Source organism: Streptomyces buecherae, assembly GCF_014295035.1.
Taxonomy (GTDB): Bacteria; Actinomycetota; Actinomycetes; order Streptomycetales; family Streptomycetaceae; genus Streptomyces; species Streptomyces youssoufiensis.
Genome location: NZ_CP060404.1, coordinates 3,711,429 through 3,738,078, shown reverse-complemented (window position 1 = coordinate 3,738,078; position 26,650 = coordinate 3,711,429). Strand labels below are relative to the sequence as shown.

At 73.1% G+C, this 26,650-nt stretch carries 22 protein-coding genes and 1 pseudogene; 16 read left to right on the top strand and 7 right to left on the bottom strand.

What is annotated here, in order from left to right:
* Nucleotides 1-129 precede the first annotated feature (129 nt).
* The 3 genes from H7H31_RS14160 to H7H31_RS14150 all read right to left on the bottom strand — a co-directional run bounded on the left by H7H31_RS14160 (nucleotide 130) and on the right by H7H31_RS14150 (nucleotide 3,085).
* Nucleotides 130-921, bottom strand: a complete 792-nt coding sequence (locus H7H31_RS14160; RefSeq protein ID WP_187059568.1) for an ECF subfamily RNA polymerase sigma factor, BldN family — start codon at nucleotides 919-921, stop codon at nucleotides 130-132.
* A gap of 713 nt (nucleotides 922-1,634) precedes the next feature.
* Complete coding sequence (locus H7H31_RS14155; RefSeq protein WP_187061102.1) at nucleotides 1,635-2,585, bottom strand: HAD family hydrolase; 951 nt, start codon at nucleotides 2,583-2,585, stop codon at nucleotides 1,635-1,637.
* 221 nt (nucleotides 2,586-2,806) lie between these two features.
* A complete protein-coding gene (locus H7H31_RS14150) occupies nucleotides 2,807-3,085 on the bottom strand; it encodes a glutaredoxin family protein (RefSeq protein ID WP_187061101.1) in 279 nt (92 codons plus the stop codon).
* A gap of 363 nt (nucleotides 3,086-3,448) precedes the next feature.
* Here H7H31_RS14150 and H7H31_RS14145 point away from each other — a divergent pair, with 363 nt between their 5' ends.
* The 7 genes and pseudogenes from H7H31_RS14145 to H7H31_RS14115 all read left to right on the top strand — a co-directional run bounded on the left by H7H31_RS14145 (nucleotide 3,449) and on the right by H7H31_RS14115 (nucleotide 11,925).
* Complete coding sequence (locus tag H7H31_RS14145; RefSeq protein WP_187061100.1) at nucleotides 3,449-4,315, top strand: redox-sensing transcriptional repressor Rex; 867 nt, start codon at nucleotides 3,449-3,451, stop codon at nucleotides 4,313-4,315.
* Nucleotides 4,312-5,907, top strand: coding sequence for a glutamyl-tRNA reductase (gene hemA, locus H7H31_RS14140; protein WP_187061099.1), 1,596 nt, complete (start codon nucleotides 4,312-4,314; stop codon nucleotides 5,905-5,907). The genes H7H31_RS14145 and hemA overlap by 4 nt, the downstream gene beginning before the upstream one ends.
* Nucleotides 5,904-6,998, top strand: a complete 1,095-nt coding sequence (gene hemC / locus H7H31_RS14135) for a hydroxymethylbilane synthase (protein ID WP_187061098.1) — start codon at nucleotides 5,904-5,906, stop codon at nucleotides 6,996-6,998. Before hemA ends, hemC begins: the two co-directional genes overlap by 4 nt.
* A complete protein-coding gene (locus H7H31_RS14130) occupies nucleotides 6,995-8,659 on the top strand; it encodes a bifunctional uroporphyrinogen-III C-methyltransferase/uroporphyrinogen-III synthase (protein WP_187061097.1) in 1,665 nt (554 codons plus the stop codon). The genes hemC and H7H31_RS14130 overlap by 4 nt, the downstream gene beginning before the upstream one ends.
* The gene (gene hemB, locus H7H31_RS14125) at nucleotides 8,659-9,657 is read left to right on the top strand and encodes a porphobilinogen synthase (protein ID WP_187061096.1); all 999 of its coding nucleotides are present in this window, start codon (nucleotides 8,659-8,661) and stop codon (nucleotides 9,655-9,657) included. The genes H7H31_RS14130 and hemB overlap by 1 nt, the downstream gene beginning before the upstream one ends.
* Nucleotides 9,658-9,887: 230 nt before the next feature.
* Nucleotides 9,888-10,943 (top strand): NAD-dependent epimerase/dehydratase family protein, encoded by a 1,056-nt coding sequence (locus H7H31_RS14120; RefSeq protein WP_187059564.1) that lies wholly within the window; start codon nucleotides 9,888-9,890, stop codon nucleotides 10,941-10,943.
* A 412-nt stretch (nucleotides 10,944-11,355) separates the two neighbouring features.
* Nucleotides 11,356-11,925: pseudogene (locus H7H31_RS14115) on the top strand (class I SAM-dependent methyltransferase).
* Between the two features lie 58 nt (nucleotides 11,926-11,983).
* Here H7H31_RS14115 and H7H31_RS14110 read toward each other — a convergent pair.
* Nucleotides 11,984-13,336, bottom strand: coding sequence for an alpha/beta hydrolase family protein (locus tag H7H31_RS14110; RefSeq protein ID WP_187061947.1), 1,353 nt, complete (start codon nucleotides 13,334-13,336; stop codon nucleotides 11,984-11,986).
* Between the two features lie 237 nt (nucleotides 13,337-13,573).
* Nucleotides 13,574-14,194: an AMIN-like domain-containing (lipo)protein gene (locus tag H7H31_RS14105; RefSeq protein ID WP_187061946.1), complete on the bottom strand. Its 621-nt coding sequence runs from the start codon at nucleotides 14,192-14,194 to the stop codon at nucleotides 13,574-13,576.
* Between the two features lie 441 nt (nucleotides 14,195-14,635).
* On the opposite strand from H7H31_RS14105, the gene H7H31_RS14100 reads away from it, so the two are divergent.
* Nucleotides 14,636-16,423, top strand: a complete 1,788-nt coding sequence (locus tag H7H31_RS14100) for an alpha/beta hydrolase (protein ID WP_232109830.1) — start codon at nucleotides 14,636-14,638, stop codon at nucleotides 16,421-16,423.
* A 62-nt stretch (nucleotides 16,424-16,485) separates the two neighbouring features.
* Entirely contained in the window at nucleotides 16,486-17,181 is a 696-nt protein-coding gene (locus H7H31_RS14095; RefSeq protein ID WP_187061945.1) for a CatB-related O-acetyltransferase, read from the top strand.
* A 79-nt stretch (nucleotides 17,182-17,260) separates the two neighbouring features.
* Here H7H31_RS14095 and H7H31_RS14090 read toward each other — a convergent pair whose 3' ends face one another.
* A complete protein-coding gene (locus tag H7H31_RS14090) occupies nucleotides 17,261-18,028 on the bottom strand; it encodes a hypothetical protein (RefSeq protein ID WP_232110299.1) in 768 nt (255 codons plus the stop codon).
* Between the two features lie 141 nt (nucleotides 18,029-18,169).
* Complete coding sequence (locus tag H7H31_RS14085; RefSeq protein ID WP_187061943.1) at nucleotides 18,170-19,393, bottom strand: amidohydrolase family protein; 1,224 nt, start codon at nucleotides 19,391-19,393, stop codon at nucleotides 18,170-18,172.
* 191 nt (nucleotides 19,394-19,584) lie between these two features.
* On the opposite strand from H7H31_RS14085, the gene sigJ reads away from it, so the two are divergent.
* The 7 genes from sigJ to H7H31_RS14050 all read left to right on the top strand — a co-directional run bounded on the left by sigJ (nucleotide 19,585) and on the right by H7H31_RS14050 (nucleotide 26,590).
* Nucleotides 19,585-20,649, top strand: a complete 1,065-nt coding sequence (gene sigJ / locus H7H31_RS14080; protein WP_308284228.1) for an RNA polymerase sigma factor SigJ — start codon at nucleotides 19,585-19,587, stop codon at nucleotides 20,647-20,649.
* Nucleotides 20,650-20,768: 119 nt separating this feature from the next.
* Nucleotides 20,769-22,094, top strand: coding sequence for a serine hydrolase domain-containing protein (locus tag H7H31_RS14075; RefSeq protein WP_187061942.1), 1,326 nt, complete (start codon nucleotides 20,769-20,771; stop codon nucleotides 22,092-22,094).
* 113 nt (nucleotides 22,095-22,207) lie between these two features.
* A complete protein-coding gene (locus tag H7H31_RS14070) occupies nucleotides 22,208-22,885 on the top strand; it encodes a GNAT family N-acetyltransferase (RefSeq protein WP_187061941.1) in 678 nt (225 codons plus the stop codon).
* A 157-nt stretch (nucleotides 22,886-23,042) separates the two neighbouring features.
* Nucleotides 23,043-23,609 carry a Uma2 family endonuclease gene (locus tag H7H31_RS14065; RefSeq protein ID WP_197995958.1) on the top strand — a complete coding sequence of 189 codons (567 nt, stop codon included), beginning with the start codon at nucleotides 23,043-23,045 and terminating at the stop codon, nucleotides 23,607-23,609.
* 202 nt (nucleotides 23,610-23,811) lie between these two features.
* Nucleotides 23,812-24,279 carry a hypothetical protein gene (locus H7H31_RS14060; protein ID WP_187060715.1) on the top strand — a complete coding sequence of 156 codons (468 nt, stop codon included), beginning with the start codon at nucleotides 23,812-23,814 and terminating at the stop codon, nucleotides 24,277-24,279.
* Complete coding sequence (locus H7H31_RS14055) at nucleotides 24,273-26,036, top strand: alpha/beta hydrolase (RefSeq protein WP_308284227.1); 1,764 nt, start codon at nucleotides 24,273-24,275, stop codon at nucleotides 26,034-26,036. Before H7H31_RS14060 ends, H7H31_RS14055 begins: the two co-directional genes overlap by 7 nt.
* 98 nt (nucleotides 26,037-26,134) lie before the next feature.
* Complete coding sequence (locus H7H31_RS14050) at nucleotides 26,135-26,590, top strand: hypothetical protein (protein ID WP_187060714.1); 456 nt, start codon at nucleotides 26,135-26,137, stop codon at nucleotides 26,588-26,590.
* The last annotated feature ends 60 nt before the right edge of the window (nucleotides 26,591-26,650 follow it).

Sequence of the window (26,650 nt, the reverse complement as noted above, 5' to 3'; positions counted from 1 at the left end):
AGGATGACCTGCCGGCCCGCGGGTGCGGTGAGGGGAGTGGAGGAGGGTGCCGCCGGGGCTGGGGGTGGGGCGGCTCCGCTGGGACAGCGGTGACGGGGGACGAGGTGCGCCGTCGGGGCGCCGGGTGGGTCAGCGGGCGTCTTCGGGGAGCAGCCGGGCGAGGGTGCGCACCGCGCGGTACTGGAGGGTCTTGATGGCCCCTTCGTTCTTGCCCATCACGCGGGCGGTCTCGGCGACCGAGAGACCTTGCAGAAAGCGCAGCGTGACGCATTCCTGCTGTTGGGGGTTAAGTCTGCGGACCGCCTGGAGGAGGGCAGCGTTGGAGAGCGATTCGAGAACGGAGTCCTCGGGGCTGCGCTCGACCTCGTTGGCGTCGAGCATCTCGCCCGTGGTGACCTCGAGGCGGAAGCGGCTTGACTTGAAGTGGTCGGCGACGAGGTTGCGGGCGATGGTCACCAGCCAGGCGCCGAAATCGCGGCCCTGCCAGGTGAAGGTGCCGATGCGGCGCAGGGCCCGCAGGAAGGTCTCGCTGGTGAGGTCCTCGGCGGTGGCTCGGCCGCCGACGCGGTAGTAGATGTACCGGTAGACCGTGTCGGAGTACTGGTCGTAGAGGCGGCCGAAGGCTTCGGACTCGCCGGACTGGGCGCGCTCGACCAGTTCCATCATGCGGTGACTGTCGCTGTCGGCGCTGGGACGGCGGGTGGTCGCGGGAGAGGCGTTGCCGCGGGCTCGTCTTCCGACGGTCGCGCTTCCGTTGGCGACGGTGTAGCAGGGTGCTGCTGAGGCGGCGGGGACGGGTGTGGCGAATGCGGGGACAGCGGGTACGGCGTACGCGGTGGGGACGTAGCCGCGAAGGCGGTCGACGACCGTTTCGCGGAGCGTAGCCAGGCCCGAGGCGTCAACCCCGACGTGTGGGTACACGGGACTCCCAGAGGCAGAGCTTCCATCACGTGCAGTGCGGGACCGTTCACTCGTCGTAGGGACGTGTGGGTACCGGTTGCGTCTGAGGAGAATAACGCTTCGTATAGGTGACGCTACACCCAGTTGCTTAAATCGCCGTTTCCGTCCGCTCTGTGGTGCGTTGACGGCCAATCAGGAGTCGAACACTGATCGGTTGTTGATCGAAAAGCTTCGTAATCTGTTTAATTGCGGGGCGTGTTGTGGTAATCCGGGCACAACGGGACTGGCGGGAGGGGCGCGGGGGTAAGCAGTTTGGATTGGTCGAACCCGGCCGCCGATCACGGTGGGTGCCGTTCGCGGCCTGACGGCGAGGTCAGGCGCGTGGTCCGCGGGTGAGCGGGGGCGGGTGGGACGTGTGGTGACCGGCCGGCACGGGCGCGTCGTGACCGCGGGGGCACGGCCTGGGGGCGGTGATCGCTCTCCGTGACCGGGGGCGAGGTGAGGCGGCGCGTTGACCCCGCCGCACGCTGACGGTCACCCCCGCGCCCCGGCGGTCGGGTGGTGCGGCGCCACGCGGGGCCTTACGCCGTCAGTGGCACGCGGTACGCCCGAATGGGCTGTCGGTCGGCGGCACCCGCGTGAACCGTTGGTCCGCGCGGCCCGCGGCGCGGGCGGTCGGTTCGCGGCGCGCCGCGCGTAGGGGGCGGCCTCGTCTCGGGGCGGGGCCGCCGGGGTCAGCGGCGGCGGCGGTGCAGGGCGATGGCGGCTGCCGTGCCGCCCGCGGCGGCGCCGAGGCCGGCCGCGGCCGGGATGCCGATCTTGGCGGCCTTGCGGCCGGTGCGGTAGTCGCGCAACCGCCAGCCGCGCTCGCGGGCGTACTTGCTCAGCCGGGCGTCGGGGTTGACCGCGTACGGGTGGCCGACGAGCGAGAGCATCGGGATGTCGTTGGCCGAGTCGCTGTAGGCCGCGCAGCGCGCGAGGTCCAGGCCCTCGGCCGCGGCCAGGGCGCGGACGGCCTCGGCCTTCGCCGGGCCGTGCAGCGGCTCGCCGACCAGCTTGCCGGTGTAGACGCCGCCGACGGACTCCGCGACCGTGCCGAGCGCGCCGGTCAGGCCGAGGCGCCTGGCGATGATCGTGGCCGTCTCCACCGGGGCGGCGGTCACCAGCCAGACCTTCTGGCCCGCGTCCAGGTGGGCCTGGGCGAGCGCACGGGTGCCGGGCCAGATCCTTTCGGCCATGTACTCGTCGTAGATTTCCTCGCCGATGGACATCAGTTCCGAGACACGGTGGCCCTTGACGATGGACAGGGCGCTGTTGCGGGCGTCCTCCATGTGCGCGGGGTCCTCGACGCCCGCGAGTCGGAACCAGGTCTGCTGCCAGGCGAAGCGGGCGAGTTCGCGCTTGCGGAAGAAGTGGCGCTTATAGAGGCCGCGACCGAAGTGAAAGAGCGCGGCACCCTGCATCACCGTGTTGTCGAGGTCGAAGAAGGCGGCGGCGTGGTGATCTCCGGGGACGGGGAATTCGGGTTCCGCGGCCGCCGGGGGCGCTTCCACGGCCGCGCCCGAGGGCGCCTCGCCGAGTTCCGACGCGCTTTTTCGTGCTGCCTCCGCCGCGGCTTCGCCGGCCAGCACACTGCGTGCGGTAGCCGAGCGCCTGCGGGGAGTGAGCCATCCTAGAGCCGCCATAGCGCGAGCATAGCCAGATGGGCCGGTCCATCCGGAGTCGGGATGATTCGCGGAGCGTGAACATTCCACTACGGGAATTTCCGTGCGGCGGGTCCGTTCCGGCGTTCCGTCGCGGATGCCGTCTTGCGGATGTGCTCCCTGCTCAGCGCGGGTGCGGGCGGCGCCGCCCGGTCGCTGGCGGCCTTGCGGCGCCTTGCTCGGCTGCCCGGTGTGGGCGGTGCTCAGCCGCCGAGTGCCTTGCGGAGTCGGTCCGGCTGGACGCGCCAGAAATCGTGCTGGGCACCGTCGACGAGGATGACCGGGATCTGTTCCCAGTACTTCCGGTACAGCTCCTCGTCCTGGGTGATGTCTTTCTTTTCCCACGCGGCGCCGAGTTCGGCGCAGACTTTCTCGATCACCTGTTGTGCGTCATCACACAGATGGCAGCCGGGTTTGCCGATCAGCGTCACGGTGCTCTCGGCGGGGTTCTTGCGGCCTGATCGGCGTAGCAGCGGGCTCATGTTCGCCATTGTGCCGCCGTTCGTCGGGTGCGTATGCGCGATGTCCGACGGGTTCGAAGTCGGTGCGCGGTGGATTACCATCGTGGGCGATTTGTTGGCATCCGGGGGCATAGCGGTGAGGAGTGTGGGCGCGTGCTCCCGTTGTCGACCCCGCGGGCCCTTCGGGAAAGCGGTGAACGGTGTGAACGGCGTGGCCCGGGTGGCGGTTCCGGAATCGGCTCGAAAGGGCGCGTGACACCGGTCACTTTGCTCGGACAAAGCGGACACCATCTTTGTGCACGCGTTCACAAAGGCATAGCCTGCACTTCACGGGGCGGTCCTGGGACGGGCCGTCCGCAGCCCCGCTCTACCCGCAGGAGCACCGTGGCAACTGGCCGAACTCACCGACCGGCGACCCGAAGCCGAGGGATCCCCGAGGCCACCGTCGCCCGGCTTCCGCTGTATCTGCGCGCGTTGACCGCGCTCTCCGAGCGCTCGGTTCCCACGGTCTCCTCCGAGGAGTTGGCCGCCGCCGCCGGGGTCAACTCGGCGAAGCTGCGCAAGGACTTCAGCTACCTGGGCTCGTACGGCACCCGTGGGGTCGGCTACGACGTGGAGTACCTCGTCTACCAGATCTCCCGTGAGCTCGGCCTCACCCAGGACTGGCCCGTCGTCATCGTCGGCATCGGTAACCTCGGCGCCGCGCTGGCCAACTACGGCGGGTTCGCGTCGCGTGGCTTCCGGGTGGCCGCGCTCATCGACGCGGACCCGGCGATGGCGGGCAAGCCCGTCGCGGGCATCGCCGTGCAGCACACCGACGAGCTTGAGTCGATCATCAGCGACAACGGGGTCTCCATCGGCGTGATCGCCACCCCGGCCGGGGCCGCCCAGCAGGTCTGCGAGCGCCTGGTCGCCGCCGGCGTGACCTCCATCCTCAACTTCGCGCCGACCGTGCTGTCCGTGCCGGACGGCGTGGACGTGCGCAAGGTCGACCTCTCCATCGAACTGCAGATCCTCGCCTTCCACGAGCAGCGCAAGGCGGGCGAGGAGGCGGCCCAGGACGCCGCGCAGGCCGGGGCCACGGCGCCGGCGCCCGCGCGCGCCAGCCGCGTGCTGCCCGACGCCGCCGCCACCCCCGCGACGGCCGCCACCGGCCCCGCGACCGGGGCCGCCACCGCGCCCGTGGCCAGCGCCGACGCGCGGGACAACCAGGGACCTGACGGGGACGTGCCCGCCGTGATGCCGGCATGAGCCTGCTGGTCGTCGGACTGAGCCACCGCAGCGCCCCGGTGAGCGCGCTGGAGCGCGCCGCGCTGCCGGCCGAGCAGCGCGCCAAGCTGGCGCAGGACGCGCTCGTCGCCGAGCCCGCGGTCGAGGCGGCGGTGCTGTCCACCTGCAACCGGGTGGAGCTGTACGCCGACGTGGACAAGTTCCACGCGGGCGTCGCCGAGCTGTCCACGCTGCTCGCGCGACACACCGGCGTGCCGCTGGACGAGCTGACGCCGTACCTGTACGTGCACTACGAGGACCGGGCCGTGCACCACCTGTTCACGGTGGCCTGCGGGCTCGACTCGATGGTGGTCGGCGAGGGGCAGATCCTCGCCCAGATCAAGGACGCGCTCGCGCTCGGGCAGGAGCTGCACACCGCGGGCCGGCTGCTCAACGACCTGTTCCAGCAGGCGCTGCGGGTGGGCAAGCGGGCGCACAGCGAGACCGGTATCGACAAGGCCGGGCAGTCGCTGGTCACCTTCGGTCTCGAACAGCTCGCCGAGGACGCTTCGGTGGAGCGGTGGGCGGCGGGCAAGCGTGCCCTGGTGATCGGCGCGGGCTCGATGTCCTCGCTGGCCGCCACCACGCTGGCGCGCGCCGGGGTCGCCGAGGTCGCGGTGGCCAACCGCACCCTGGAGCGGGCCGAGCGGCTCGCGACCTCGCTGGCCGAACAGGCCCGTAGCCATGGCATGGACCTGGCCAATGGTTCGGTCAATGGCCAGGGCAACGATCTTCCCGGGGCCGCCTCGCCGGGGCACGGCAGCGCGTTCGGGCCCGCCGCCGGGGTGGCCGGGCTGGTGGCCGTACCGGACCAGCCGCACCACGCGTGCGTCGCCGGCGTGCCCACGCCGGACGGCACCTGCTCCGCGCTGCCGGCCGACATCGACGAGGCCGGGGTCGTGGCGCCGGCACGCGGTGCCTGGCGGGCCGGCCTGGTGGCCCGCGCGGTGCCGATGACCGAGGTCGCGGCCGAGCTCGCCGCGGCTGACATCGTCGTCTCGTGCACCGGCGCGACCGGGCTCGTGCTGGACGCGGAGGCGCTGCGCGCGGCGGTCGGCCAGCGCCCCGACCGGCCGCTGGCCCTGCTCGACCTGGCCATGCCACGGGACATCGACGCCGCGGCGCACCGCCTGGACGGCGTACGCCTGGTGGACATCGAGTCGCTCGCCGAGGCGTCCGCGGACGCTCCGATGGCCGCCGACGTGGACCAGGTCCGGGCGATCGTCTCGGCCGAGGTCACCGCGTTCGGCGCCGCCCAGCGCGCCGCGCACATCACGCCCACCGTGGTCGCGCTGCGCACGATGGCGGCCTCCGTGGTGGCCAGCGAGATCTCCAGGCTGGACGGGCGACTGCCCGATCTTGACGACAAGCAACGCGCGGAGATCACCCAAACCGTCCGCCGTGTGGTCGACAAGCTGCTGCACGCGCCGACGGTGCGGGTCAAGCAGCTCGCGGCCACGCCGGGCGGGGCCGGTTACGCCGACGCCCTGCGCGAGCTCTTCGACCTCGACCCGGAGGCGGTCGCGGCCGTCAGCCGGGCCGATGGGAACCACCCGAAGCGAGGACGGGCATGACCGACAGCACACTCCCCACCCCCGATCGCGCGGCGGGCCCACCGGGTTCGGCCGCCGACGGCAGCGGTGGCGTCGGTTCCGGCGCCCCGCTGCGACTCGGCACCCGGCGCAGCGCGCTGGCCATGGCGCAGTCGGGCCAGGTCGCCGCGGCCGTGGAGCGGGTCACCGGCCGCCCGGTCGAGCTGGTGGAGATCACCACGTACGGCGACACCTCGCGTGAGCACCTGGCGCAGATCGGTGGCACCGGCGTGTTCGTCTCCGCGCTGCGCGACGCGCTGCTCGGCGGCGCGATCGACTTCGCCGTGCACTCCCTCAAGGACCTGCCGACCGCCGACGCTCCCGGCCTGGTGCTGGCCGCCGTGCCGCCGCGCGAGGACCCGCGTGACGCCCTGGTGGCGCGCGACGGCCTCGGGTTCGAGGCGCTGGCCGCCGACTGCGCCGCGGCCGGTCGCGTCGCGCGCGTCGGCACCGGCTCGCCGCGCCGGATGGCCCAGCTCAACGCGTGGGCCCGGGCGCACGGACTGGCCGTGGAGACGGTCCCGATCCGCGGCAACATCGACACCCGGATCGGCTTCGTCCGCTCCGGTGAGCTGGACGCCGTGGTGTTGGCCGCGGCTGGCCTGAACCGCGTCGGACGGATCGGGGAGGCGACCGAGATCATCGACGCCGACACGATTCTGCCCGCCCCCGGCCAGGGGGCGCTGGCGATCGAGTGTGCCGCCTCGCACCCCGTGCACGGCACCGCGCTCGTCGCCCAACTCGCCGAACTCGACGATCCGCTGACGCGGGCCGCCGTGACCGCCGAGCGATCTCTGCTCGCCGCCCTGGAGGCCGGCTGTAGCGCACCTGTGGGGGCGCTGGCCGACTTGTTGGGCGACGGGCAGGCTATGACCGAAATGCGCCTACGGGGCGTCGTCGGCACGACCGACGGCTCCGCGCTGGTGCAGATGTCCACCACTGGTCCCGTACCCACCTCTTCCTCTCGCAGCGCGACGGACGACGCCGTGACCCCCGCGACACTGGGGCGCGAACTTGCCGCTGACATGCTCGCGAAGGGTGCGGCCGGTCTTATGGGGGAGCGAGCACTTTGAACCCCACCGCCCCGAACCACCCCGGCTGCGGGCACGTCACCTTCCTCGGTGCCGGGCCAGGCGATCCGGGCCTGCTGACGCTGCGCGCCGTGGAGGCACTGGCTACAGCCGATGTGCTGATCGCCGACGCGCAGGTGCTCGACGTGGTGCGTCCGCATGTACGGCCGAATGTCGCGGCCGACGCGCAGAGCGCACTACGGCAGACCGAGGCTGACGGCGCGTCAGTGACCGCCGGAGTCCCGGTGCTTAGGGATACCGCCAATCTTGTCATGGTGGCCGCGCGCGGCGGCAAGCGGGTCGTCCGTGCGGTCGCCGGCGACCCGGGGCTCGACGGCGACGCCGCCGACGAGATGCTGGCCTGCGCCGCCGAGTCCATCGCCTTCGAGGTGGTGCCCGGCGTCGCGGCGGCGGTCGGCGTGCCCGCGTACGCCGGGGTGCCGCTGCGCGACGCGCAGGGCACGGACGTGCGGTTCGTCGACGCCCGGCACGCCGACGAGCGCTGCTGGGGCGAGGTCGGCGCCAGCGACGGCACCGTCGTGGTCACCGCCACGCTGGAGACGGTCGCCGCCGCCGCCGGCGAGCTGGTGGCCGCGGGCCGCAAGCCGGACACGCCGCTCGCGGTGACCGTCGCGGGCACCACCACGCGGCAGCGCACCTGGACGGCGACGCTCGGCACGATCGCGCAGGTCTTCAAGTCGGGCAAGGTGCTGCCGTCGGCCGACGGCGGGCAGCCCGTGATAGCCGTGGTCGGCGAGCGCGGCGCGGCCGAGCGGCGCGACCGACTGTCGTGGTTCGAGTCCAAGCCGCTGTTCGGCTGGAACGTGCTCGTGCCGCGCACCAAGGAACAGGCCGCCTCGCTCTCCGACCAACTGCGCTCCTACGGGGCGGTGCCCAGCGAGGTGCCGACCATCGCCGTGGAGCCGCCGCGCACCCCGCAGCAGATGGAGCGCGCCGTCAAGGGCCTGGTCACCGGGCGCTACGAGTGGATCGCGTTCACATCGGTCAACGCGGTCAAGGCGGTGCGCGAGAAGTTCGAGGAGTACGGGCTCGACGCGCGCGCCTTCGCCGGCATCAAGGTCGCCGCGGTCGGCGAGCAGACCGCGAGGTCGCTGGTCGAGTTCGGCGTCAAGCCGGACCTGGTGCCCAGCGGCGAGCAGTCGGCGGCCGGGCTCCTGGAGGACTGGCCGCCGTACGACCCGGTCTTCGACCCGATCGACCGCGTCTTCCTGCCGCGGGCCGACATCGCCACCGAGACGCTGGTGGCCGGACTGATCGAGCTGGGCTGGGAGGTGGACGACGTCACCGCGTACCGGACGGTGCGCGCGTCGCCGCCGCCGGCCGAGACCCGCGAGGCCATCAAGGGCGGCGGCTTCGACGCGGTGCTGTTCACCTCGTCGTCGACCGTGCGGAACCTCGTCGGCATCGCGGGCAAGCCGCACAATGTCACCGTCATCGCCTGCATCGGCCCGGCCACCGCGAAGACCGCGGAGGAGCACGGGCTGCGGGTGGACGTGCTGTCGCCCGAGCCCTCGGTGCACAAGCTGGCCGAGGCGCTCGCCGAGTTCGGGGCGGCGCGGCGGGCCGCCGCCATCGAGGCCGGGGACCCGGTCACGCGCCCGAGCGAGCGACGGCCCGGATCGCGTAGGAGGGCACGCTCTTGATGGACCACGGCAGCTTCCCCGGGGTCAGGCCCCGCCGGTTGCGTACGACCCCCGCCATGCGCCGCATGGTGGCCGAGACCCGGCTGGACCCGGCCGAGCTGATCCTGCCGGCGTTCGTCCGCGAGGGCGTCAGCGAGCCGGTGCCGATCGCGTCGATGCCGGGCGTCGTGCAGCACACCCGGGACACGCTGCGCAAGGCCGCCGCCGAGGCGGTGGCCGCCGGGGTCGGCGGGATCATGCTGTTCGGCGTGCCGGAGGACGCGAAGAAGGACGCCGTCGGCACGCCCGGCACCGACCCGGACGGCATCCTGCAGGTCGCGCTGCGGGACGTGCGGGCCGAGGTCGGCGACGACCTGGTGATCATGTCGGACCTGTGCCTGGACGAGCACACCGACCACGGCCACTGCGGCGTCCTGGACGCCGAGGGCCGGGTGGACAACGACGCGACCCTGGAGCGGTACGCGCAGATGGCCCGCGCCCAGGCGGACGCGGGCGCGCACACGGTCGGGCCCAGCGGCATGATGGACGGCCAGGTCCGGGTGATCCGCGAGGCGCTGGACGGCGCTGGCCACCAGGACGTGTCGATCCTGGCGTACACCGCCAAGTACTCCTCGGCCTTCTACGGGCCGTTCCGGGAGGCGGTCGGCTCCTCGCTCCAGGGGGACCGCAAGACCTACCAGCAGGACCCGGCCAACGCCCGCGAGGCGCTGCGCGAGCTGTCCCTCGACGTCGCCGAGGGCGCGGACATGGTGATGGTCAAGCCGGCGCTGCCGTACCTGGACATCCTGCGCCAGATCGCGGACGCCTCGCAGGTGCCGGTCGCGGCGTACCAGATCTCCGGTGAGTACGCGATGGTCGAGGCCGCCGCCGCCAACGGGTGGATCGAGCGGGACCGGGCGATCATGGAGACGCTGACGTCCGTGCGGCGGGCCGGCGCGGACATGATCCTCACCTACTGGGCCTCGGAGGTCGCCGGCTGGCTGCGCGGCGGACGCTGACGGCCCGACCGGGGGCGACGTCCTGACACCGCCCCGGACCGGCTCGCGCTGGGCCCCGCCCCCTCGGCACGTCCGAGGGGGCGGGGCCTTCGTCGTGTGGGCGGCGGCCGGGGCGGGGGCGGTGGTGGCGTCTCGGGGACGGGTTGTCGCGCGGCCGTTGCGCTGTGGGCGATTGCGCTGTGGGCGTGCGGGGCTTTCGCGCCGGCGTCGTCGGGGGCAGGGTCGGACGCATGAGACTGCTGATGCTGGGTGGGACGGAGTTCGTGGGGCGCGCCGTGACGGAGGCGGCGCTGGCGCGGGGTTGGGAGGTCACGGTCTTCCACCGGGGGCGCCACGCGGCGCCGCCCGGGGCCGAGACGCTGCTCGGCGACCGGACGGCCGAGGGCGGGCTCGCGGCCCTGACCGAGGGGGCGGCGGCTGGGCGCGCCTGGGACCTGGTGGTGGACACCTGGTCCAAGGCGCCGGCCGCGGTGCGGGACACGGCTCGGGTGCTGGCCGGCCGGGTGGGGCGGTACGTCTACGTCTCCAGCGGCTCGGTGTACCGGTACCCGTCGGTGGCCGGGCACGACGAGAGCTGGCCGGTGGTGGACGGCTCGCCGGACGACGGCGACGCCGTGGACTACGCGCGGGCCAAGCGGGGCGGTGAGCTGGCCGTGCTCGACGCGTTCGGCGAGCGGGCGCTGCTGGTGCGGGCCGGGCTGATCCTCGGCCCGTACGAGAACATCGGGCGGCTGCCGTGGTGGCTGGGGCGGATGGCGCGGGGCGGGACCGTGTTGGCGCCGGGCCCGCGGGAGTTGGCCCTGCAGTACGTGGACGTGCGGGACCTGGCCGCCTGGTGCCTGGACGCGGGCGCGGCCGGGCTCGGCGGCCCGTACAACGTGATCAGCCCGGCGGGGCACGCCACCATGGGCGAGCTGCTCACGGCGTGCGCGCGGGTGACCGGCGGTGGCGCGACGCTGCGCTGGCTGGACGCGGGGGCGGTGCTGGCCGCGGGCATCGAGCCGTGGACGGAGCTGCCGGTGTGGGCGGCGGCGGGCGAGCTGTACGACGCGCTGCACCGTACGGACGTGTCCCGGGCGGTGGCGGCGGGGCTGCGCTGCCGGCCCGTGGAGCAGACGGTGGCCGACACCTGGCGCTGGCTCCAGGACATCGGCGGGGTCGCCCCGCACCGCCCGGACCGTTCCCGGGTGGGCCTGGACCCGGCGAAGGAGGTGCGGGCGCTGCGCGCGGCGGCGGGCGAGGGCGGCGGGGGCGCGGGCCAGGGGCGAAGTCCGGTCCCGGGCTGAGCGGGCGCCCGGCCCGGGCCGGTGGCCGGGCGGGGGAGGGGGTTGAAGGGGTGCGGGCCCGGTCTCGGGTTGAGCGGAGGCCCGGGCGGGGCTCGTGACGGAGGGGGTGCAGGCCCGGGCCGGGGCGGGGCTCGTGACGGAAGGGGCGCGGGCCCGGGCCGGGCGGGTGTCCGGCGGGCCGGTCGCCCGGCGTTCGCTGGCCCGGCGGGATGTGGGCCGGTGGGGTGTGGGCCGGCGGGGAGGGTGGCTGGTGGGCGGGGGTGTGCGGGGGATGTCAGAGGTGGGGGTTAGGGTCCCGGCCATGACCGAACCTTCGTACCTCCAGACCACCCGGGCCGGTGACGACGCGATAGCCGTTCCCTAAGCGGAGTTCGCCCGCGACGACCTGGCGAACAAGCCCTTCGACGCGGCGATGTTGGCGGCGTTCGCGCACGTGGTGCGGGCCGGCGGGGGCGGTCTCGTGGCGGAGGTGGGGACCGGGCCGGGCCGGGTGGCGGCCCATCTGCACGGGCTCGGGCTCGACGTGTTCGGCGTCGACCTGTCCCCCGAGATGGTCGCGTTGGCCCGGCGCACCTACCCGGGGCTGCGGTTCGTCGAGGGGCAGATGGCCGAACTCGACCTGGCGGACGGCGCGCTGGCCGGGCTGGTGGCCTGGTACTCGGTCATCCACACGCCGCCCGAGCTGGTGCCCACGGTGCTGGCCGAGTTCCACCGGGTACTGGCGCCGGGCGGCCACGCGCTGCTCGCCTTCCAGGTGGGCGACGAGCCGCTGCACCTGTCGGAGGCGTTCGACCGGTAGATCGCGCTGGACTTCCACCGCTGACAGCCGGACCGCATGACGGCGCTGCTGGCCGACGCCGGGCTCGACGTGCGGGCCACGTTGGTGCGCGAGGCCGAGCCGACCGAGCGCACCCCGCAGGCGTACCTGCTGGCGCGCAAGGCGGCGGACGGCCAGGGTGAGGGGGCGGACGCGGTGAGTTAGCGAGGGCGAGCAGGGCGGGCCGCTCTCCCGGCCCGCCCCGTCCCGCGCGGGTGCGTCGCTAGTCGATGAACTCCACGTACGGGTAGCGCGGCGACGGCGCGTCGAGCAGCGGCTGCGGGCGGCGCAGCAGGTGTTGGGTGAAGAACGCCGTCAGGTAGGCGCGGCGGGTGGCGACGAAGCCGGCCGGGTCGAGCGAGCCGATCAGCCCCATCGCCTCGTCGCGCACGCCGAACTCCCGGTCGAGGACGGGCAGTAGGTGCATGAAGTCGGTGTACGACAGGTGGCCGGCCCCCTTCGACCACAGGTCGCGCTTCCAACCGGGCGAGTTCTCCCACAGCGCGGCGAGCCCGACGGCGAGCGGGCTGCGGTGGTGGAAGGGCTCGCCGCCGCTCTCGCCGAACATGCCGCACATGAGCAGGAACGGCTGTCGCAGGCCGGCCTGCGCGGCGGCGGTGGGCCGGCCCCCGCCCTGGACGAGCGGGCCGTCCTGGAGGGCGCCCGCGCGGATGCGACGGTCGGCCAGCATCGCGTCGAAGAGACCGGAGGGGCCGATGGAGTGCCCGTAGCCGCCGATCCGGTGCGGGTCGACGGCGCGGGCCAGGCCGCGCGGCAGCGGCCGGCCGGCGGCGTCCGGGTTGCGCCCGCGGGCCAACCCCGTCACCTGGTCCACGACGAACCGCAGGTCGGCCGTCCGGGTGGCGATGGCGACGCGCACCATCTCGGCGTCCGGCAGCTCCGTCAGGAGCGGGGAGATGGTGTGCAGGCGGCCGTCGGGGAACTCGACGGCCATCGCCTCGTACGTGTGGTCCACGCTGACCACGACGAAGCCGTGGCTGGCCAACTCCGCGACGACGACGGTGTCGGTGTCGCGGGACGACTGGAAGCCGGGCGTGTAGAGGACCACCGGGCGCGGGCGCGCGCTCGGCGCGACGGGCGGACCGGCGGTCGCGTGGGTGCCGATGTCCGCCCAGTTCAGGGCGGATGCCGGCAGGCCGAGTTGGGTTTCGCCGTACGCGTCGAGGACGGCGGCCAGGCCGGGCGTGACGTACGGGGCCCGCGGGGCGTCCGCGCCGGCGCGCGCCGGGTACCAGACGCTGACCATCAGCTCCCGGGGGCGGTTCGGCTCCTCGGTCCAGCGCTCGGTGCGGGTGTGGTCGACGAGGTGCAGGTGGGTGGTGCCGACCGGGTGCGGCCCGGTCGGGGCCGGCAGGTCGAAGCGGAACGCGCCGCTCCGGGGCGCGGCCGACGCCGGGGCCGCCAGCGGGAGCGGCAGGGCGGCGGCGAGGCCCGCCGCGGCGACGCCACCGAGAACGGCGCGCCGGGGGAGCGGGCGGGAGCGGGACGCGCGGGGCGCGTCGGGCGCGAGGGGTATGGGGGGCGTGGTGCGGGTGTTCCTCAGGGGGTGGTTCATGTGCTGTGACCTTCTGCTGGGTGCGAAGGCCGGGCCGCCGGGCGGCCCGGCCCTGGGCGGGCCACCCGGCGCCTGCCAGCGGCCGGGCGTGGACTGGCCCCGGCCCGATGGGGGGCCGGGGCCAGCGGGATCAGCCGCGACGAGGCCAGCCGCGACGAGGCCAACCGTGACGAGGCCAGCCGTGGTGCCTGCCCGCCGGTCGTGGTGCCGCGACCGGGGTGTCCTGGTCTCCCGGCGTCAGCGCGTGGCGGTCCAGGAGTGGGCGACGTCCACGATCAGGTGGTTGGCGGTCTGCGTCACCCGGAACGGGAGCCTGGCGCGGACGCCGAGGCCGATCTGGGTGTCGCCCTCGAAGCTGCTGCCGAAGCGGGCGTCCTTGAAGGTCTTGAACCCGGTCAGGTTCACGCCGGGCAGCGGCTGGCCGGCCCGGCCCTGGTAGGTGGCGCCGCCGGTCTGCGGGTCGTAGCTCGGTGCCGCGGCGCGCACCTCCAGTATGGCGCCGCCGCCGACCTTGATCAGGTCGCCGGAGCCGTCCTGGCGCAGCTCGTCGACGTAGCCGACGCGGTAGCCGATCGGCTGGTCGTCGGTGCCGCGCACGTCGAAGACCAGGCGGTCGAAGCAGGCGTGCTGACCGGCCCTGATGTTCTCCAGCGGGCGGTAGTTGGTCGGCTCGGCGGTCTTGTCGCCGCTGCCCCAGATCGGGTCGCACGGCGCGTCCGTGCCGCTGCCCCAGATCGGGTCGCGGTCGGTGTCGGCCGTCGTGGCCGGTGGCGTGGCAGCGTTGGCCGTAGTGACGGTCGCCGCCAGACCGGCGCTCGCCAGCACGATCGCGGCCAGTGCAGTGCCCCACCGTCGCATTTGCTTACCCCCATGTAGATGTTGATCACGCGCGCGTTGTGCGGTCGTGCTTTCGGGTAAGTGACGAGCCGCCTGCCCAAAAGGTTGCCCGCCAGGCCGTGGCCGCGTGGCGCGTTCGGACCCCCAACGGAGCGTGCGAAAAGCAGAATTGGCACGTCGACGGTTCAGCGCGCGCTGGCGCGCATACGCCGCCCCGGGCGCGCCCGACGGTCACCACGCCGCCCCGACGCGCCGCCCCGTGCGTCACCGTCGGAGATCGCAAAGTCCCCTCTCCGTACGGAGGTTGAGGCCGCTCTCCCTTTGGGCGAGCCGTGATCGTCACCGCGCGAGAACGCCCATCCAGTGGGCAACTGTGCCGATGCGCAAGGGGGATAACCGCCCCATGTTCTTTCGTTCTGGCACCACTGGTCCGGGGCCTGGTTCCGGGAGAGTGTCGGCGGCATGGCGTACCCACAGAACGAGAACGGCCGGAACCCGCGCGGCGACGGCGGGCCCGGCGCACGTACGGAGCGCGGCCCGGGCGGCCCCGAGACCCAGGCCGGGCCCGGGTCGGAGCCCGTAACCAAGACCGGGTCCGGCTCCAGGCCCGCGAGCGCGATCACTTCCATGCCCCGGGCCGCCGCCCCCGCGTCGCCCTACCGGCCCGCGCGCCGGGCCGTGCCCCGGGGACGGGTCGCCCGGTGCGCCGTGCCGGCGTTGGGGCTCGTGCTCGCCGCGTCCCTGCTCGGCGCGGCGAACCCGGCCGAGGCGGCGCGCCCGACGGGGGCACCCGGCGCGTCCGGTGCGCCCGGCGCGCGGGGTGGCGAGGCGTTGGACTGGCAGCGGTGCGCGATCGAGGGCGCGGACCCGCGACAGGAGTGCGCCACCGTCAGGGTGCCGCTCGACTACGCCCGCCCGAACGGCCGGCAGATCGACATCGCCGTCTCCCGCATCCGCAGCGAGCAGCCGGGGGACCGGCGCGGCGCCCTGCTCCTGATCCCCGGCGGCCCCGGCAACTCCGGCCTGAACGGGCCGTCCAGCAAGGGGCAGCGGCTGCCGAGCGGCGTGCGCGGCGCGTACGACCTGATCGGGTTCGACCCGCGGGGCGTGGGCAGCAGCACCCCGGTGACCTGCGACCTCCCGCACGAACAGCTCGCCACGGTCAACCTGCGCGCCTGGCCCGACGCGGACGGTGGGCTCACCGGGCCGGTGACCCGGGCTCGTACCATCGCCGAGACCTGCGCCCGCGACGGCGGCGAACTGGCCCGCCACATCAGCACCCGCAACGAGGCCCGGGACATCGACCGCATCCGGCGGGCGCTGGGCGAGGACAAGCTCTCCGCGTGGGGCCACTCGTACGGCACGTACGCCGGGTCCGTGTACGCGCGGATGTTCCCCGACCGCACCGACCGCTGGGTGCTCGACAGCAACGACGACCCGAACCCGCGGCGGGTGGCGCGGCAGTGGCAGGCGAACTACGCGGTCGGCGTCGAGGACTCGTTCCCCGCCTTCGCGGCCTGGGCGACCGACCCCGCCAACGGGCCCGTCGTGGCCGACCGGCCCGAACAGGTGCGCCCGCTGTTCCTGCGGCTGGCCGCCGAGTTGGACCGCGACCCGCTGCCGTGGCCGGGCGCCAACCCCGACCGGCTCACCGGCAACCACCTGCGCCAGGTGATGCTGGACAGCCTGGGCAACCCGGCGCGGTTCGCCTTCCTGGCCCAGGTGGTCAACGCGGTGCGCACCGGCGGCGCGCTGCCCGCGCCGGGGGCGCAGCCGTCCGACGCGTTCCTGCGCAACAACATCGCGGTGGCCGTCGCCACCATCTGCAACGACGTCTCCTGGCCGCGCTCGCTGCCCACCTACGAGCGGAACGTGGCCCGCGACCGGGCCCGGCACCCGCTCACGGCCGGCATGCCGGCCAGCGTCATGCCGTGCGCGTTCTGGCCGTACGCGCCGCGCGAGCCCGCGACACGGATCACCGACCGTGGCCCGGCCAACGTGCTGCTCGTACAGAACCTGCGCGACGTGTCGACGCCGCACTCCGGCGCGCTGCGACTGCGGAGCGCCTTCGGCGACCGGGCGCGCATGGTGTCGGTGGACGCGACGGGGCACGGCGCGTACATGGCGGTCGACGGCAACGCCTGCGGCGACCGCCTGGTGACCGACTTCCTGGTCGCGGGACGGCGGCCGGCGCACGACGTGACCTGCCCCGACGCGGCGGATATTCCGTCGAACCGGAGGGCGGGCTGAGGCAGGATGAGGCGCGGCCACGCGCCGACAGCCCGCCACCCCCCCGCCCGAAGGACGTGTCCATGCCCGACCAGAACCCGCGACAGGCCGAGCGGCAGCCGGCGGGGATCGAGATCCCCGATCCCACCATGCTGCACCCGCTGCCCGAACACGAGCGGGTGGTGCTGCTGAAGCCGCTGGTCACCGACCCGCGCATCGAGATCGGGGAGTTCACGTACTACGACGACCCCGATCACGCGGAGTCCTTCCAGGAACGCAACGTGCTGTACGCGTACGGGCCCGAGCGGCTGGTCATCGGCAGGTACTGCGCGCTTGCCACCGACACCAGGTTCGTCATGGCGGGCGCCAACCACGCCACGCACGGCGTGTCCACGTTCCCGTTCACCATCTTCGGCGGGACGTGGGCGGAGCGCACGGCCCACGTGTTCGCGGAGATCGAGAGCCGGGGTGACACCGTGGTCGGCAACGACGTGTGGTTCGGGCGGGGCGTGACGGTGATGCCGGGCGTGACCATCGGCGACGGCGCGATCGTCGCCACCGGTTCCGTGGTCGTCTCCGACGTGCCGCCGTACACGATCGTCGGGGGCAACCCGGCCCGTACCGTCAAACAGCGGTACGCGGACGAGGACGTCGAGCGGCTGCTGCGGGCGGCCTGGTGGAACTGGCCGTTGGAGACGGTCACGGAGCACGTGCACACGATCATGACCGGCAGCCCGGCCGACATCGAGGCCATCGCGGCCGGGCTCCCCACGGCCTGACGGGGCCCGACCGCCCCCGCTGCCACCTGACCCGCCCGCGGCCTGGCCTCGGGCGGGTCGGGCTTGGGCCGTCGCCGGGTCAAGGGCCTGGGAGCGGGCCGGCCGTGTACGTCGCGAGGCGGAAGCGCCGGCGGTTGTGGGGGAGTTGCACGGCGGTCGGGTCCAGCAGGTCCACCAGTTGGACCAGGGCGTTCTGGAGCGCCTCAAGCCGGGCCAGGGCCGGGGTGGGGTCGACGGCGAGCCGGTCCACGTCCTCCAGCAGGTGCGTGAACCACGCGCGGAAGACCTCGTCCTGGTCCAGACGGCGAGAGAACTCCGCGTACCCCAGGCACCAGCGCTGCCCGGGAACGCTGTCCGGGTGGACCATCAACTCGCCGATCGCGCGCTGGTGGGCGCGGAAGACCCGCAGCTCGTTGCTGGTCTCGGAGATCCTGCCGACGAGCGTGCTGATCTCCCCCAACTGCCGCATGATCCGCCGGTTGGTGCGGCTGCCGCCCAGGTTGAGGAACTGGATGTCCCGGCGCAGGATCTCCGCCCACCCCAGGTACTCCGCGAGCACGAACACGGTGCTGCGCCGCGCGTACTCGGCCTCCGTCGGCGTGCCGTGGGTCAGGAAGGCCGTCAGGTAGCCGGAGTAGCCGAGGGAGGGGGTGTGGTCGACGACGTGGCCGCGCAGGATGTTGTAGATCCGGCTCTGTAGGTCGTAGGCGGCGAGCGCGAGGGACGAGCCGTACCGCTCCATGTAGTTGCGTTCCGTTCGCGCGTTCAGCCGGCGCTGCTGCCAGTAGCCGAGCAGGCCGGTCAGGCCCGCCCCGACCACGGCGACGACCGCCGACACCACGGACACCGAATCCAACGCCGTCTCCCCCCGCGCCCGCCGCACTCTTTTCCCCGCCCGCCCGCCCCCGCCCGCTCGTCGCGGCACGACGCGCGGACGGGTCGCCCCCGATGATGACGCCTGGCGCACCGGCGGTGGTTCGCGGGTGGCTCAGCGCGCGGGGTGGCGGTGGCGTACGCCGCGTCGCCACACGTCGGTGAGGGCGGCGATCGCGGAGACGTCCCGCGTCGGGTCGCCCTCCACGAGCAGCAGGTCGGCACGGAGGCCGGGGGCGATCCGGCCACGGTCGGTCAGGGCGAAGTGGCGCGCGGGCAGGCTGGTCGCGGCGGCCAGCGCGGTGCGGGGGCTCAGGCCGGCCCGGTGGAGCAGGCGCAGCTCACGGTGCATGCCGCTGCCGTGGCCCGGGGTGTACGGGGTGGCGTCGGTCCCGGCCAGCAGGGGCGCCCCGGCCTCGCGCAGGGCGCGCACGGCGCCCGCGGCGTTGCGGGAGCCGCCGGGGTGGGCGCAGGCCGGGGCCCTGGTCTCCCGTTCGGTGATCGCCTCGAAGTAGGCGAGCGTGGTGACGGTGAAGACCCCCGCCGAGCGCACCCGTTCGGCCAGCCGCCGCGAGGCCGGGTCGCCCGGCGCGAGGTCGGTCCACACGTGGGCGAGGCCGTCCACGCCGGCGTCGAGGGCCGTCGCCACCTCGGCCGCGGTGATGGCGTGCGCGATGACCCGCAGCCCGACGGCGTGCGCCGCCGAGGTGAGCGCGGCGGCCAGCTCCGGCGTCATGGTCGGCAGGTCGGTGCCGTGTACGGAGCCGTCATCGATGACGATCTTGAGATAGTCGGCCCCCTCGGCCTGCCGGGCCCGTACGAACTCCGGTGCCCGGGCCGGGTCGTCGATGACGTCGATGACCACCGGCCCTTCGGGCGCCCCGGGCAAGTCCGGCAGCAGTTGCGTCGGGTGGCCGCCGGGGACCGTCGCCAGCGTGCCCGCGCTGCGCAGGTCGGCCACGTCGTCCCGCTCGGCGGCCAACCGGCGCTGGTCGGGCAGCACGTGGGGCAGGCAGAACATGTCGAGTTCGGTGGTGACCCCGTACCGCAGCGCCTGGCTCAGGCTGCCGTCGAAGACGTGGGTGTGCGCGTCGATCAGCCCCGGCAGCAGGGTCCTTCCCCGGCCGTCGACCTCCTCGTCGATCCTGTGCTCGCCCGGCGCGTCAGCCGGCGCACCCGCCGGCGCGTTGCCCGGCGTGCCAACCGTCGGGCCGGCCGCGTCCCGTGGCTCGGGCTCGGGTCGTACGGAGGTGATCAGGCCGTTCACCAGCTCCACGGTGACGTGCGCGGTGGTGCGCTCGCCGTCGAAGACCGTGACATCGCGGATCAGTGTGCGCATCGGCAACTCCTGCCAGTGGTGTTCTCCCGGACGCCAGCACAGAGGAGCCGGGGCCGCCGGCTGTGACATCGGCGGCCGGTGCGGTGACGTGCGTCATAGGGAGGCCCTCGCGTGTCACACGCGCGGGACGGCGGGTCTCTACGGTCATGACCGGTGGCGTGACCAGTGTCGTGACCGGATGTCGTGACCGGATGTCGTCACTGACGGAGGAGGAGGCGGACATGACGGTGACCCCGATCCAGGCGGCCGTGGGGAACGAGGCGTTGGCGGCGGCCGAAGCGGTGACAGAGAGGGAGGCGACGGAGATGACGGAGGTGACGAAGATGACGGAGGTGACGGAGGTGACGGCGGGGGACGGGGCGATCGACGACGCCGTGACCGAGCGGTTCCTGCGCCTGCGCCCCCTGCTGTTCTCGGTGATCTACAACATGCTGGGCAGCGTCGCCGACACGGAGGACGCCCTCCAGGAGGTGTGGCTCGCCTGGGCCGCCCGACACCGCGCGTCGACGGCCGGCCCCGTCGTCAACGCGCGGGCCTACCTGGTGCGTACGGCGGTGAACCAGGCACTGGCCCGCCGCGCCGACCTGCGGCGCCGCCGGGAGACGTACGTGGGCTGCTGGCTGCCGGAGCCGCTGTTCGTGACCGAGGACGACGCCAGCGGCCCCGTCGAGCGCGCCGAGGGCGTGTCGATGGCGGTGCTCGTGGTCCTGGAGACCCTGTCGCCGCTGGAGCGGGCGGTGTTCGTGCTGCACGAGGTCTTCGGCTTCGGCCACCCGGAGATCGCGGACGCCCTCGGCCGGTCCCCCGCCGCGGTGCGCCAACTCGCGGTCCGCGCCCGCCGCCACGTCCACGCGCGCCGCCCCCGCCACCGGCCCGAACCGGGCCGGCACGCCGAGGTGACGGCGCGGTTCGCCGAGGCCGCTCTGGGCGGTGACCTCCAGGCGCTGCTGAGGGTCCTGGCGCCGGACGTCACGCTGTGGACCGACGGCGGCGGCAAGGGGCCCGCGGTCAGCGCCCGGCCCGTACGCGGTCGCGAGCGGGTGGCGGCGCTGTTCCTGGCGATCGCCGGCGCACTGCCCCCGAACCCGCCGCGCCTCCACCTCCGTCGGACGGCCGGCGACCCGTGCGCGCTCGTCGTCACCGACGACGGCCCGCTCGCCGCGCTCATCGTGGACCTGGCACCTGACGACGACCGGATCACCGCCATCTACTCCGTGACGAACCCCGACAAACTCACCGGAGCCCGCGGGCTGTAGGAGCAGGGTCCCAGCCGGACGTGTCGGCGGGCGCACCAGGACGAATTCGGGTTAGCCCCCGGCCAGTTGGGGAGCCTGCCACATGGTCGCGCGCCGGCCCGGCCGGGACGCTGGGGGTCATGAACACACGCACCCGAGCACCCCGCGTACGCCTGACCGCCGCCGTCGCGCTGGCCGCGACGATGACCGGACTCGCGGCCTCCGCGCCCGCGGTCGCCGACGACGGCACCCGCGCGCCCTCCTCCCAGCGGGCCGCCACCACGGGGATCACGGCACCCGGAGAGGGCTCGGCACCCGCCTCGTCCGACACCGCCGGCGCCCGCGAGGCGACGCGTAAGCCGCTCACCCAGCGGCAACTGCGACGGGCCGTGGAGCGCACGCTGCGCGAGGCCGGCTACGTCAACGTCTCGGTGGACGTACGCGACGGCACCCGGCACACCACCGCCCGGGCCGGCGAGGCGAAGCTGAACACGGGCCGCCCCGTGCCGGCCGGGGCCTCCTTCCGGGGCGGGAGCACCACCAAGTCGTTCGTCGCCGTCGTCGTTCTGCAACTCGTCGCCGAGGGCGAGCTGTCCCTCGACGACACCGTGCACGACTGGCTGCCCGGCCTGATCACTGGAAACGGCAACGACGGCCGGCGCATCACGATCCGCCACCTGCTCCAGCACACCAGCGGCCTGTACAACTACGACCGCACCGAGGACACCGGGAACACCGCCGCCGACTTCGAGCGGACGCGGCTGGAGCACCTGGAGCCGGAGCAGCTCATCGCCGGCGCCCTGCGCCACGAGCCCGACTTCGACCCGGCCGACCCCGACGACCCCACGCCCAGGTGGAACTACTCCAACCCCGGCTACGTGCTCCTCGGGATGATCATCGAGAAGGCCACGGGGCGGCCGTGGGGCGAGGAGGTCAGGCAGCGCATCGTGAAGCCGCTCGGCCTCAAGGGCACCTACGCACCGGGCGACGACCCGTACCTGCGGGGCCCGCACGCCCACATCTACCAGCAGTTCCCCGGCTCGCGGCGGCTCACGGACACCACGGTGCGCAACATGTCCTGGGGCGACGCGGCGGGCGCGCTGGTGACCACCGAGCGCGACCTGGACCGCTTCTACACCGCGCTGCTGACCGGCGACCTGCTGCCGGCCGAGCAGCTCGGGGAGATGCGCGAGGTCGTCCCCGTGTCAGCGGACTTCGACCAGGTCATGCCGGGACTGCGGTACGGCCTCGGCCTGATGCGCCAGCCGCTGGCCTGCGGCGGTGACCGCTGGGGCCACGGTGGCGACGTCGAGGGCGGCACCGTACGCACCGGCTTCACCGCCGACGGCAAGCGCGGCGTGGTGATCGCGGCCAGCGGCAAGGCGTCCAACGAGGCGTGGCTGATGAAGGCCGAGCGCTCCCTCCAGAGCCTGCTCGACCAGACCCTGTGCGGCACGGAGCGCTGAGCTGCCCGCGTGGAGGAGTTGGGCTGGCTCCGGGGGAGCGGCCCCATCCCAAAAGGATTGCCCTAGAACAAAAACCTCTTGCCGCTAGTACGTAAGCGGGTTAGCCTTTTCGCATGCTCTCCGTGAAGCCCGTCCCCAGGATCCTTGAGGGTCACACCGTGCGGCTGGAGCCGCTGACCCTCGCCCACGTGCCGGACCTCTTCCGCGCCGGCGGCGGCGACGAGGAGGTCTGGCGCTGGCTGAACCACCCCATGCCGCGCACGGAGGCCGAGCTGCGCGAGATCGTCGCGGGGCAGCTCGCCGACGAGGCCAAGGAGGCCATCCTGTGGGCGGCCGTGCTGCGCGAGACGGGCCGCGCCGTCGGCCAGACGTCCTACCTGGACATCAGCGTGCGCGACGAGCGCCTGGAGATAGGCGGCACCTGGTACGGCCGACAGGTGTGGCGCACGGCGGTGAACACCGAGGCCAAACTGCTCCTGCTCACCCACGCCTTCGAGGACCTGGGCGTCGGCCGCGTGCAGTGGAAGACCCACCATCTCAACGCGCGCTCCCAGGAGGCGATAGCCCGCCTCGGCGCCCACCGCGAGGGCGTGCTCCGCCGCCACATGGCCATGCCGGACGGCACCTGGCGGGACAGCGTCTACTACTCGATGCTCGCCGACGAGTGGCCACCGGCCCGGGACCGACTGGAGCGCCGCCTGGCGGCGGGCGGAGAGGGGGCGGCCGGCGCGGCGGGCGCGGGCTCGCCCGGCGACACGTCGACGGAGCACGCCTCGCACGCTGCCGTGTAGGTGGTAGCGGGCGGGGCGGGGTGAGGGTGCCCGGGAGCGGGGCTCCGTGCGAGGCGGGGGCCCGGGAATGGTGAGGTCGGCCCCGTGGCGTGCTCAGGTCTCCGGTTCACGCAAGGTGCCGCGACTACTCTTTCTGCAGAAGAAGGGAGTGTCGATCATGGCCATGACGCCCCCTGAGCAGGTCATGTCGCCGCTGCGCCGCGCCGCTGAGGCCGCGGAGGAGGCCAGCGGTTTGCGCGGCGAGATCATCAGAGGAGTCCTCATGATGTCCCCGACCCCACGCGGCAAGCACGCGGGCATCATCAACGCGGTCGCCAAGCAACTGCTGGGCGGTCTGCCCGCCCACCTGGACGCCTTCCAGGTCGCCTCCGTCTCCCTCCCGGACGATGCCGACGACTACGCCACCCCCGACCTCATGGTCTGCGACGCCGCATTCGGCGAGTCGGACGACTGGTTGGCTGATCCGGCGGACGTGGAGCTGGTCGTGGAGGTCGTTTTCAAGGGCAACAGCGCCAAGGACACGCGCGACATGGTCGCTTGGTACGCGGACGCCGGCATCCCCGCCTACCTGCTGATCGATCCGCGCGACGGCACCTGGACCCTGCGCACCACGCCCCGCGACGGCGAGTTCCAGGGCAGCCTGCGCGGGCGGTTCGGCGAGGGCGTCGAACTCACGGCCCTGGGCGCGAAGATCGCTACCGACGGGTTCGTGCGGTACGCCTGATGCCCGGCTTCCCCGAGGAAGCCTCCACGCCGGTGAGGTGCCGTCGCGGAGACCGCCCCCGGGCCTGTGTTCCCCGTAACCAGCGGGTTCCCCCCAGCGCCGGATTCGAGCCCGCCCACCCCCGAGCTTGCACAGCCTGTTACGTTCGTACTCCAAGGAGTCAACGGCGCATGCCGTGACGTGGGGGCCTGGGGGGAGACACGTGACGTTCGATCAGGAATGGGCGGAACTCAAGGGGGAGGCGTCGACCCGGTTGCGGCTGGCGAGCGCCGACGGGCCGGGCGGAGGCGACGCTCAGGGGCAGTTGCGGCAGTCCAAGCGCGCCTGGAGTCAGGCGTCTGAGGGCGTACGGGCCGTGCGCGGTGACCTGCGTACGGCGGTGAGCGGGCTCTCCGAGGGGCAGCGCGGCGCCGGCAGCGGTGACGCTGGCGTGACGGGTCTGCTCAGCGCGACGGCGCAGCGCAGCGTCTTCCAGTCGTGGAAACGCAAGGTCGACCACATGCAGCGGGAGTGCGACGACGTACAGGGAAAAATGGAGAAGGCCGCCCAGTCGTACTACCGCACCGACGACGCGGTCAGAGACGCGTTCAAGAGTCGGGACGCCGCCCCGGACGATCGGCCCGGAGTCGGCCGGCCCACGCCGGGCGAAGGGGGCCAGTCCCGGTGGTGACGTTCGACCAGCTCAGGGACTTACGCCCGGCTGAACTGGAGGACGCGGCCGACGGATGGCACCGCCTCAGCAGCGCGGCGGGCACGGCCAAGGGGCGGGTGACGGACGAGATCGCCACGCGGTTACAGCTCGCCGTGACGGGAGAGGGCGTGGACGCCGCCGTCGAGCGGCTGCACGACCTCGCGCGGAGCTGCCACCACGCCCAGGTGGAGACCGGGCTGATCCGCACCGCCCTCAACGGCCTGGCCGGCGAGTTGCGTTCCGCGCAGAAGAAGCTGGCCGACGCCGTGGCGGACGCCGAGGCCGAGCAGTTCACCGTGAAGTCGGACGGCTCGGTGCACTGGGTCGACAAGGACCCGGCGGCGCCCCTCGCGCCCCACCAGAGCGTGCGGGGCAGCAGGCCCAGCATGGTCATCGGGTCGGACCCGGACCCCAAGCGGGCCAAGGCGCAGGAGTACGCCGACCGCATCGGAGCCGCGCTCAGGGAGGCCACCGAGGCGGACGCCCGGTACGCGCGGGCACTGGGCCGGCTCCACGCCGACAGCGACCTGAACGTCTCCGACGCGGAGTGGGTGGACGCCCAGCGGGACATGGCCGCGGTGCGCGGCGCGGCCGACCACGTACCCGCGGGGGACATTCCGAAGGGCAAGTCCCCCAAGGAGAACGCCGATTGGTGGAAGGGCCTCTCGCAGGACGAGCAGGCGGACTACATCGCGCTCCACCCCGCCAGCGTCGGCGCCCTGGACGGCCTCCCGGCCACGGTCCGCGACGAGGCCAACCGCGCGGTCCTCGCCGAGAAGCGGGCCGACTACCAGACGCAGCTCAACGCGATACCTCCGGAGCCGATCAAAATCCAGCCCGGCCGGGTGGGCAGTCCCATCGCCACGAGGACGGCCGAGTGGATCGCCTGGGACAAGAAGTGGGGCGACAAGAGGTCCCAACTCGAAGCGTCGCTCAAGGGGATGGGGGACATTCAGAACCGTTTCGCGCGCAACGATCTGGAACCGGGCGAGAAGCGCTTCCCGCGTGCTTACCTGCTGGCCTTCTCTCCGGAGGGCCGGGGGCGCGCCGTCATCGCGAACGGCAACCCGGACACCGCTGATCACACGGCGGTCTACGTGCCGGGTACGGACGCCGGGTTGGGAAATTTCGCGCACGATATCAAGCGCATGACGAACTTGTGGCTCGCCGCCAACTCTGAGGCTGACGGGAAGAGCGTGTCCACCATCACCTGGCTCGGCTACGACGCACCTCAGGGCATCAAACAGCCCGCCTCTTCGGAATACGCCAACAATGGCGCCCCGCATCTCAACACTTTCGTTGACGGAATCCGTGCTTCACATGCGACGGATTCCCCTGGGCACCTCACCGTCACGGGCCACAGCTACGGCACGACGCTCATCGGCTCCGCCGCCCGTCAAGGCGACCTGCACGCGGATGACATCGTCACGCTGGGCAGCCCGGGCGTGCAAGTGGGCCGGGCGACGGACCTGGACGTACCCAAGGGGCATGTCTGGAACGAGGAAGCGGACGGCGACAAGATCCCGGGCCTGGGGCGTTACGTGCACGGCCATCGAGAGCAGATTCTCGACACCGCGGTCTACATCATCCCCAGCGACCGCGTGTTCGGAGCGCATCAGATGCGCACAGACACCGACGGGCACAGCGGTTACTGGGACACGGATTCCGGGAGCCTGAAGAACCAGGCGCTCGTCGTCGTGGGCAAGTACGGCGACGTTGAGAAGGGCTCGGGGTAGAGGTGCTCGACTTGCGGCGGCCTCGCATGAGGCAAATGAGGTTCATCTTCTCAGCTGTAGCGGTGATTTCGGCGATGGGAGTGGCAGGGTGTTCGGGCATGAATGAAGATGAGCCCACGGTGAAAGACGTAAGCAAGGTGAAGCGGCAGTCGAACGATTTGTCTCGCGACCTGCTGGGGATCATCAACCTGCGGAGCGACCTGGACCCACCGGGGTACGCGGTGGGGTTGTGTGGTGACCGGGACAGCGAAAAGTTCTACCGCATCAATAACTTCTGGTCGATAGCCGGCCCGTCAGCGGCAGATATGCGAGCTGCGATGGATCGACTCGTCGCCAAGCTCCCGGAGAGCGGTTGGGAGATAGCCGAGAACGGCCGAGAAAACACGCAGGCCAAGTCTCGTAATCTGAAGGCCAACAACGAGGAGAGTAAGTTCTCTGTCTACATCGTTCTGCGTGAGCCCTCGTCGCACTCCGACCGCACCAGACCACTCCTGTCGGTGAGTCTCGTGTCCGCCTGCTACCAAGCCCCCGAGGGCCAGAAGACGGGCTACTGACCCCACACACCACCGCCCCGCCTCCCACGCGATCGCGTGGCAGACGGGGCGGCGGCGGGG

Coding starts and splice junctions, on each gene's coding strand:
- hemB (WP_187061096.1), top strand. CDS start 8,659: ATGGACCACGGCAGCTTCCCCGGGGTCAGGCCCCGCCGGTTGCGTACG.
- hemC (WP_187061098.1), top strand. CDS start 5,904: ATGACCGACAGCACACTCCCCACCCCCGATCGCGCGGCGGGCCCACCG.
- H7H31_RS14155 (WP_187061102.1), bottom strand. CDS start 2,585: ATGGCGGCTCTAGGATGGCTCACTCCCCGCAGGCGCTCGGCTACCGCA.
- H7H31_RS14110 (WP_187061947.1), bottom strand. CDS start 13,336: ATGAACCACCCCCTGAGGAACACCCGCACCACGCCCCCCATACCCCTC.
- H7H31_RS14105 (WP_187061946.1), bottom strand. CDS start 14,194: ATGCGACGGTGGGGCACTGCACTGGCCGCGATCGTGCTGGCGAGCGCC.
- H7H31_RS14050 (WP_187060714.1), top strand. CDS start 26,135: ATGAATGAAGATGAGCCCACGGTGAAAGACGTAAGCAAGGTGAAGCGG.
- H7H31_RS14075 (WP_187061942.1), top strand. CDS start 20,769: ATGAACACACGCACCCGAGCACCCCGCGTACGCCTGACCGCCGCCGTC.
- H7H31_RS14095 (WP_187061945.1), top strand. CDS start 16,486: ATGCCCGACCAGAACCCGCGACAGGCCGAGCGGCAGCCGGCGGGGATC.
- sigJ (WP_308284228.1), top strand. CDS start 19,585: ATGTCGTCACTGACGGAGGAGGAGGCGGACATGACGGTGACCCCGATC.
- H7H31_RS14085 (WP_187061943.1), bottom strand. CDS start 19,393: ATGCGCACACTGATCCGCGATGTCACGGTCTTCGACGGCGAGCGCACC.
- H7H31_RS14100 (WP_232109830.1), top strand. CDS start 14,636: ATGGCGTACCCACAGAACGAGAACGGCCGGAACCCGCGCGGCGACGGC.
- hemA (WP_187061099.1), top strand. CDS start 4,312: ATGAGCCTGCTGGTCGTCGGACTGAGCCACCGCAGCGCCCCGGTGAGC.
- H7H31_RS14065 (WP_197995958.1), top strand. CDS start 23,043: ATGGCCATGACGCCCCCTGAGCAGGTCATGTCGCCGCTGCGCCGCGCC.
- H7H31_RS14070 (WP_187061941.1), top strand. CDS start 22,208: ATGCTCTCCGTGAAGCCCGTCCCCAGGATCCTTGAGGGTCACACCGTG.
- H7H31_RS14150 (WP_187061101.1), bottom strand. CDS start 3,085: ATGAGCCCGCTGCTACGCCGATCAGGCCGCAAGAACCCCGCCGAGAGC.
- H7H31_RS14120 (WP_187059564.1), top strand. CDS start 9,888: ATGAGACTGCTGATGCTGGGTGGGACGGAGTTCGTGGGGCGCGCCGTG.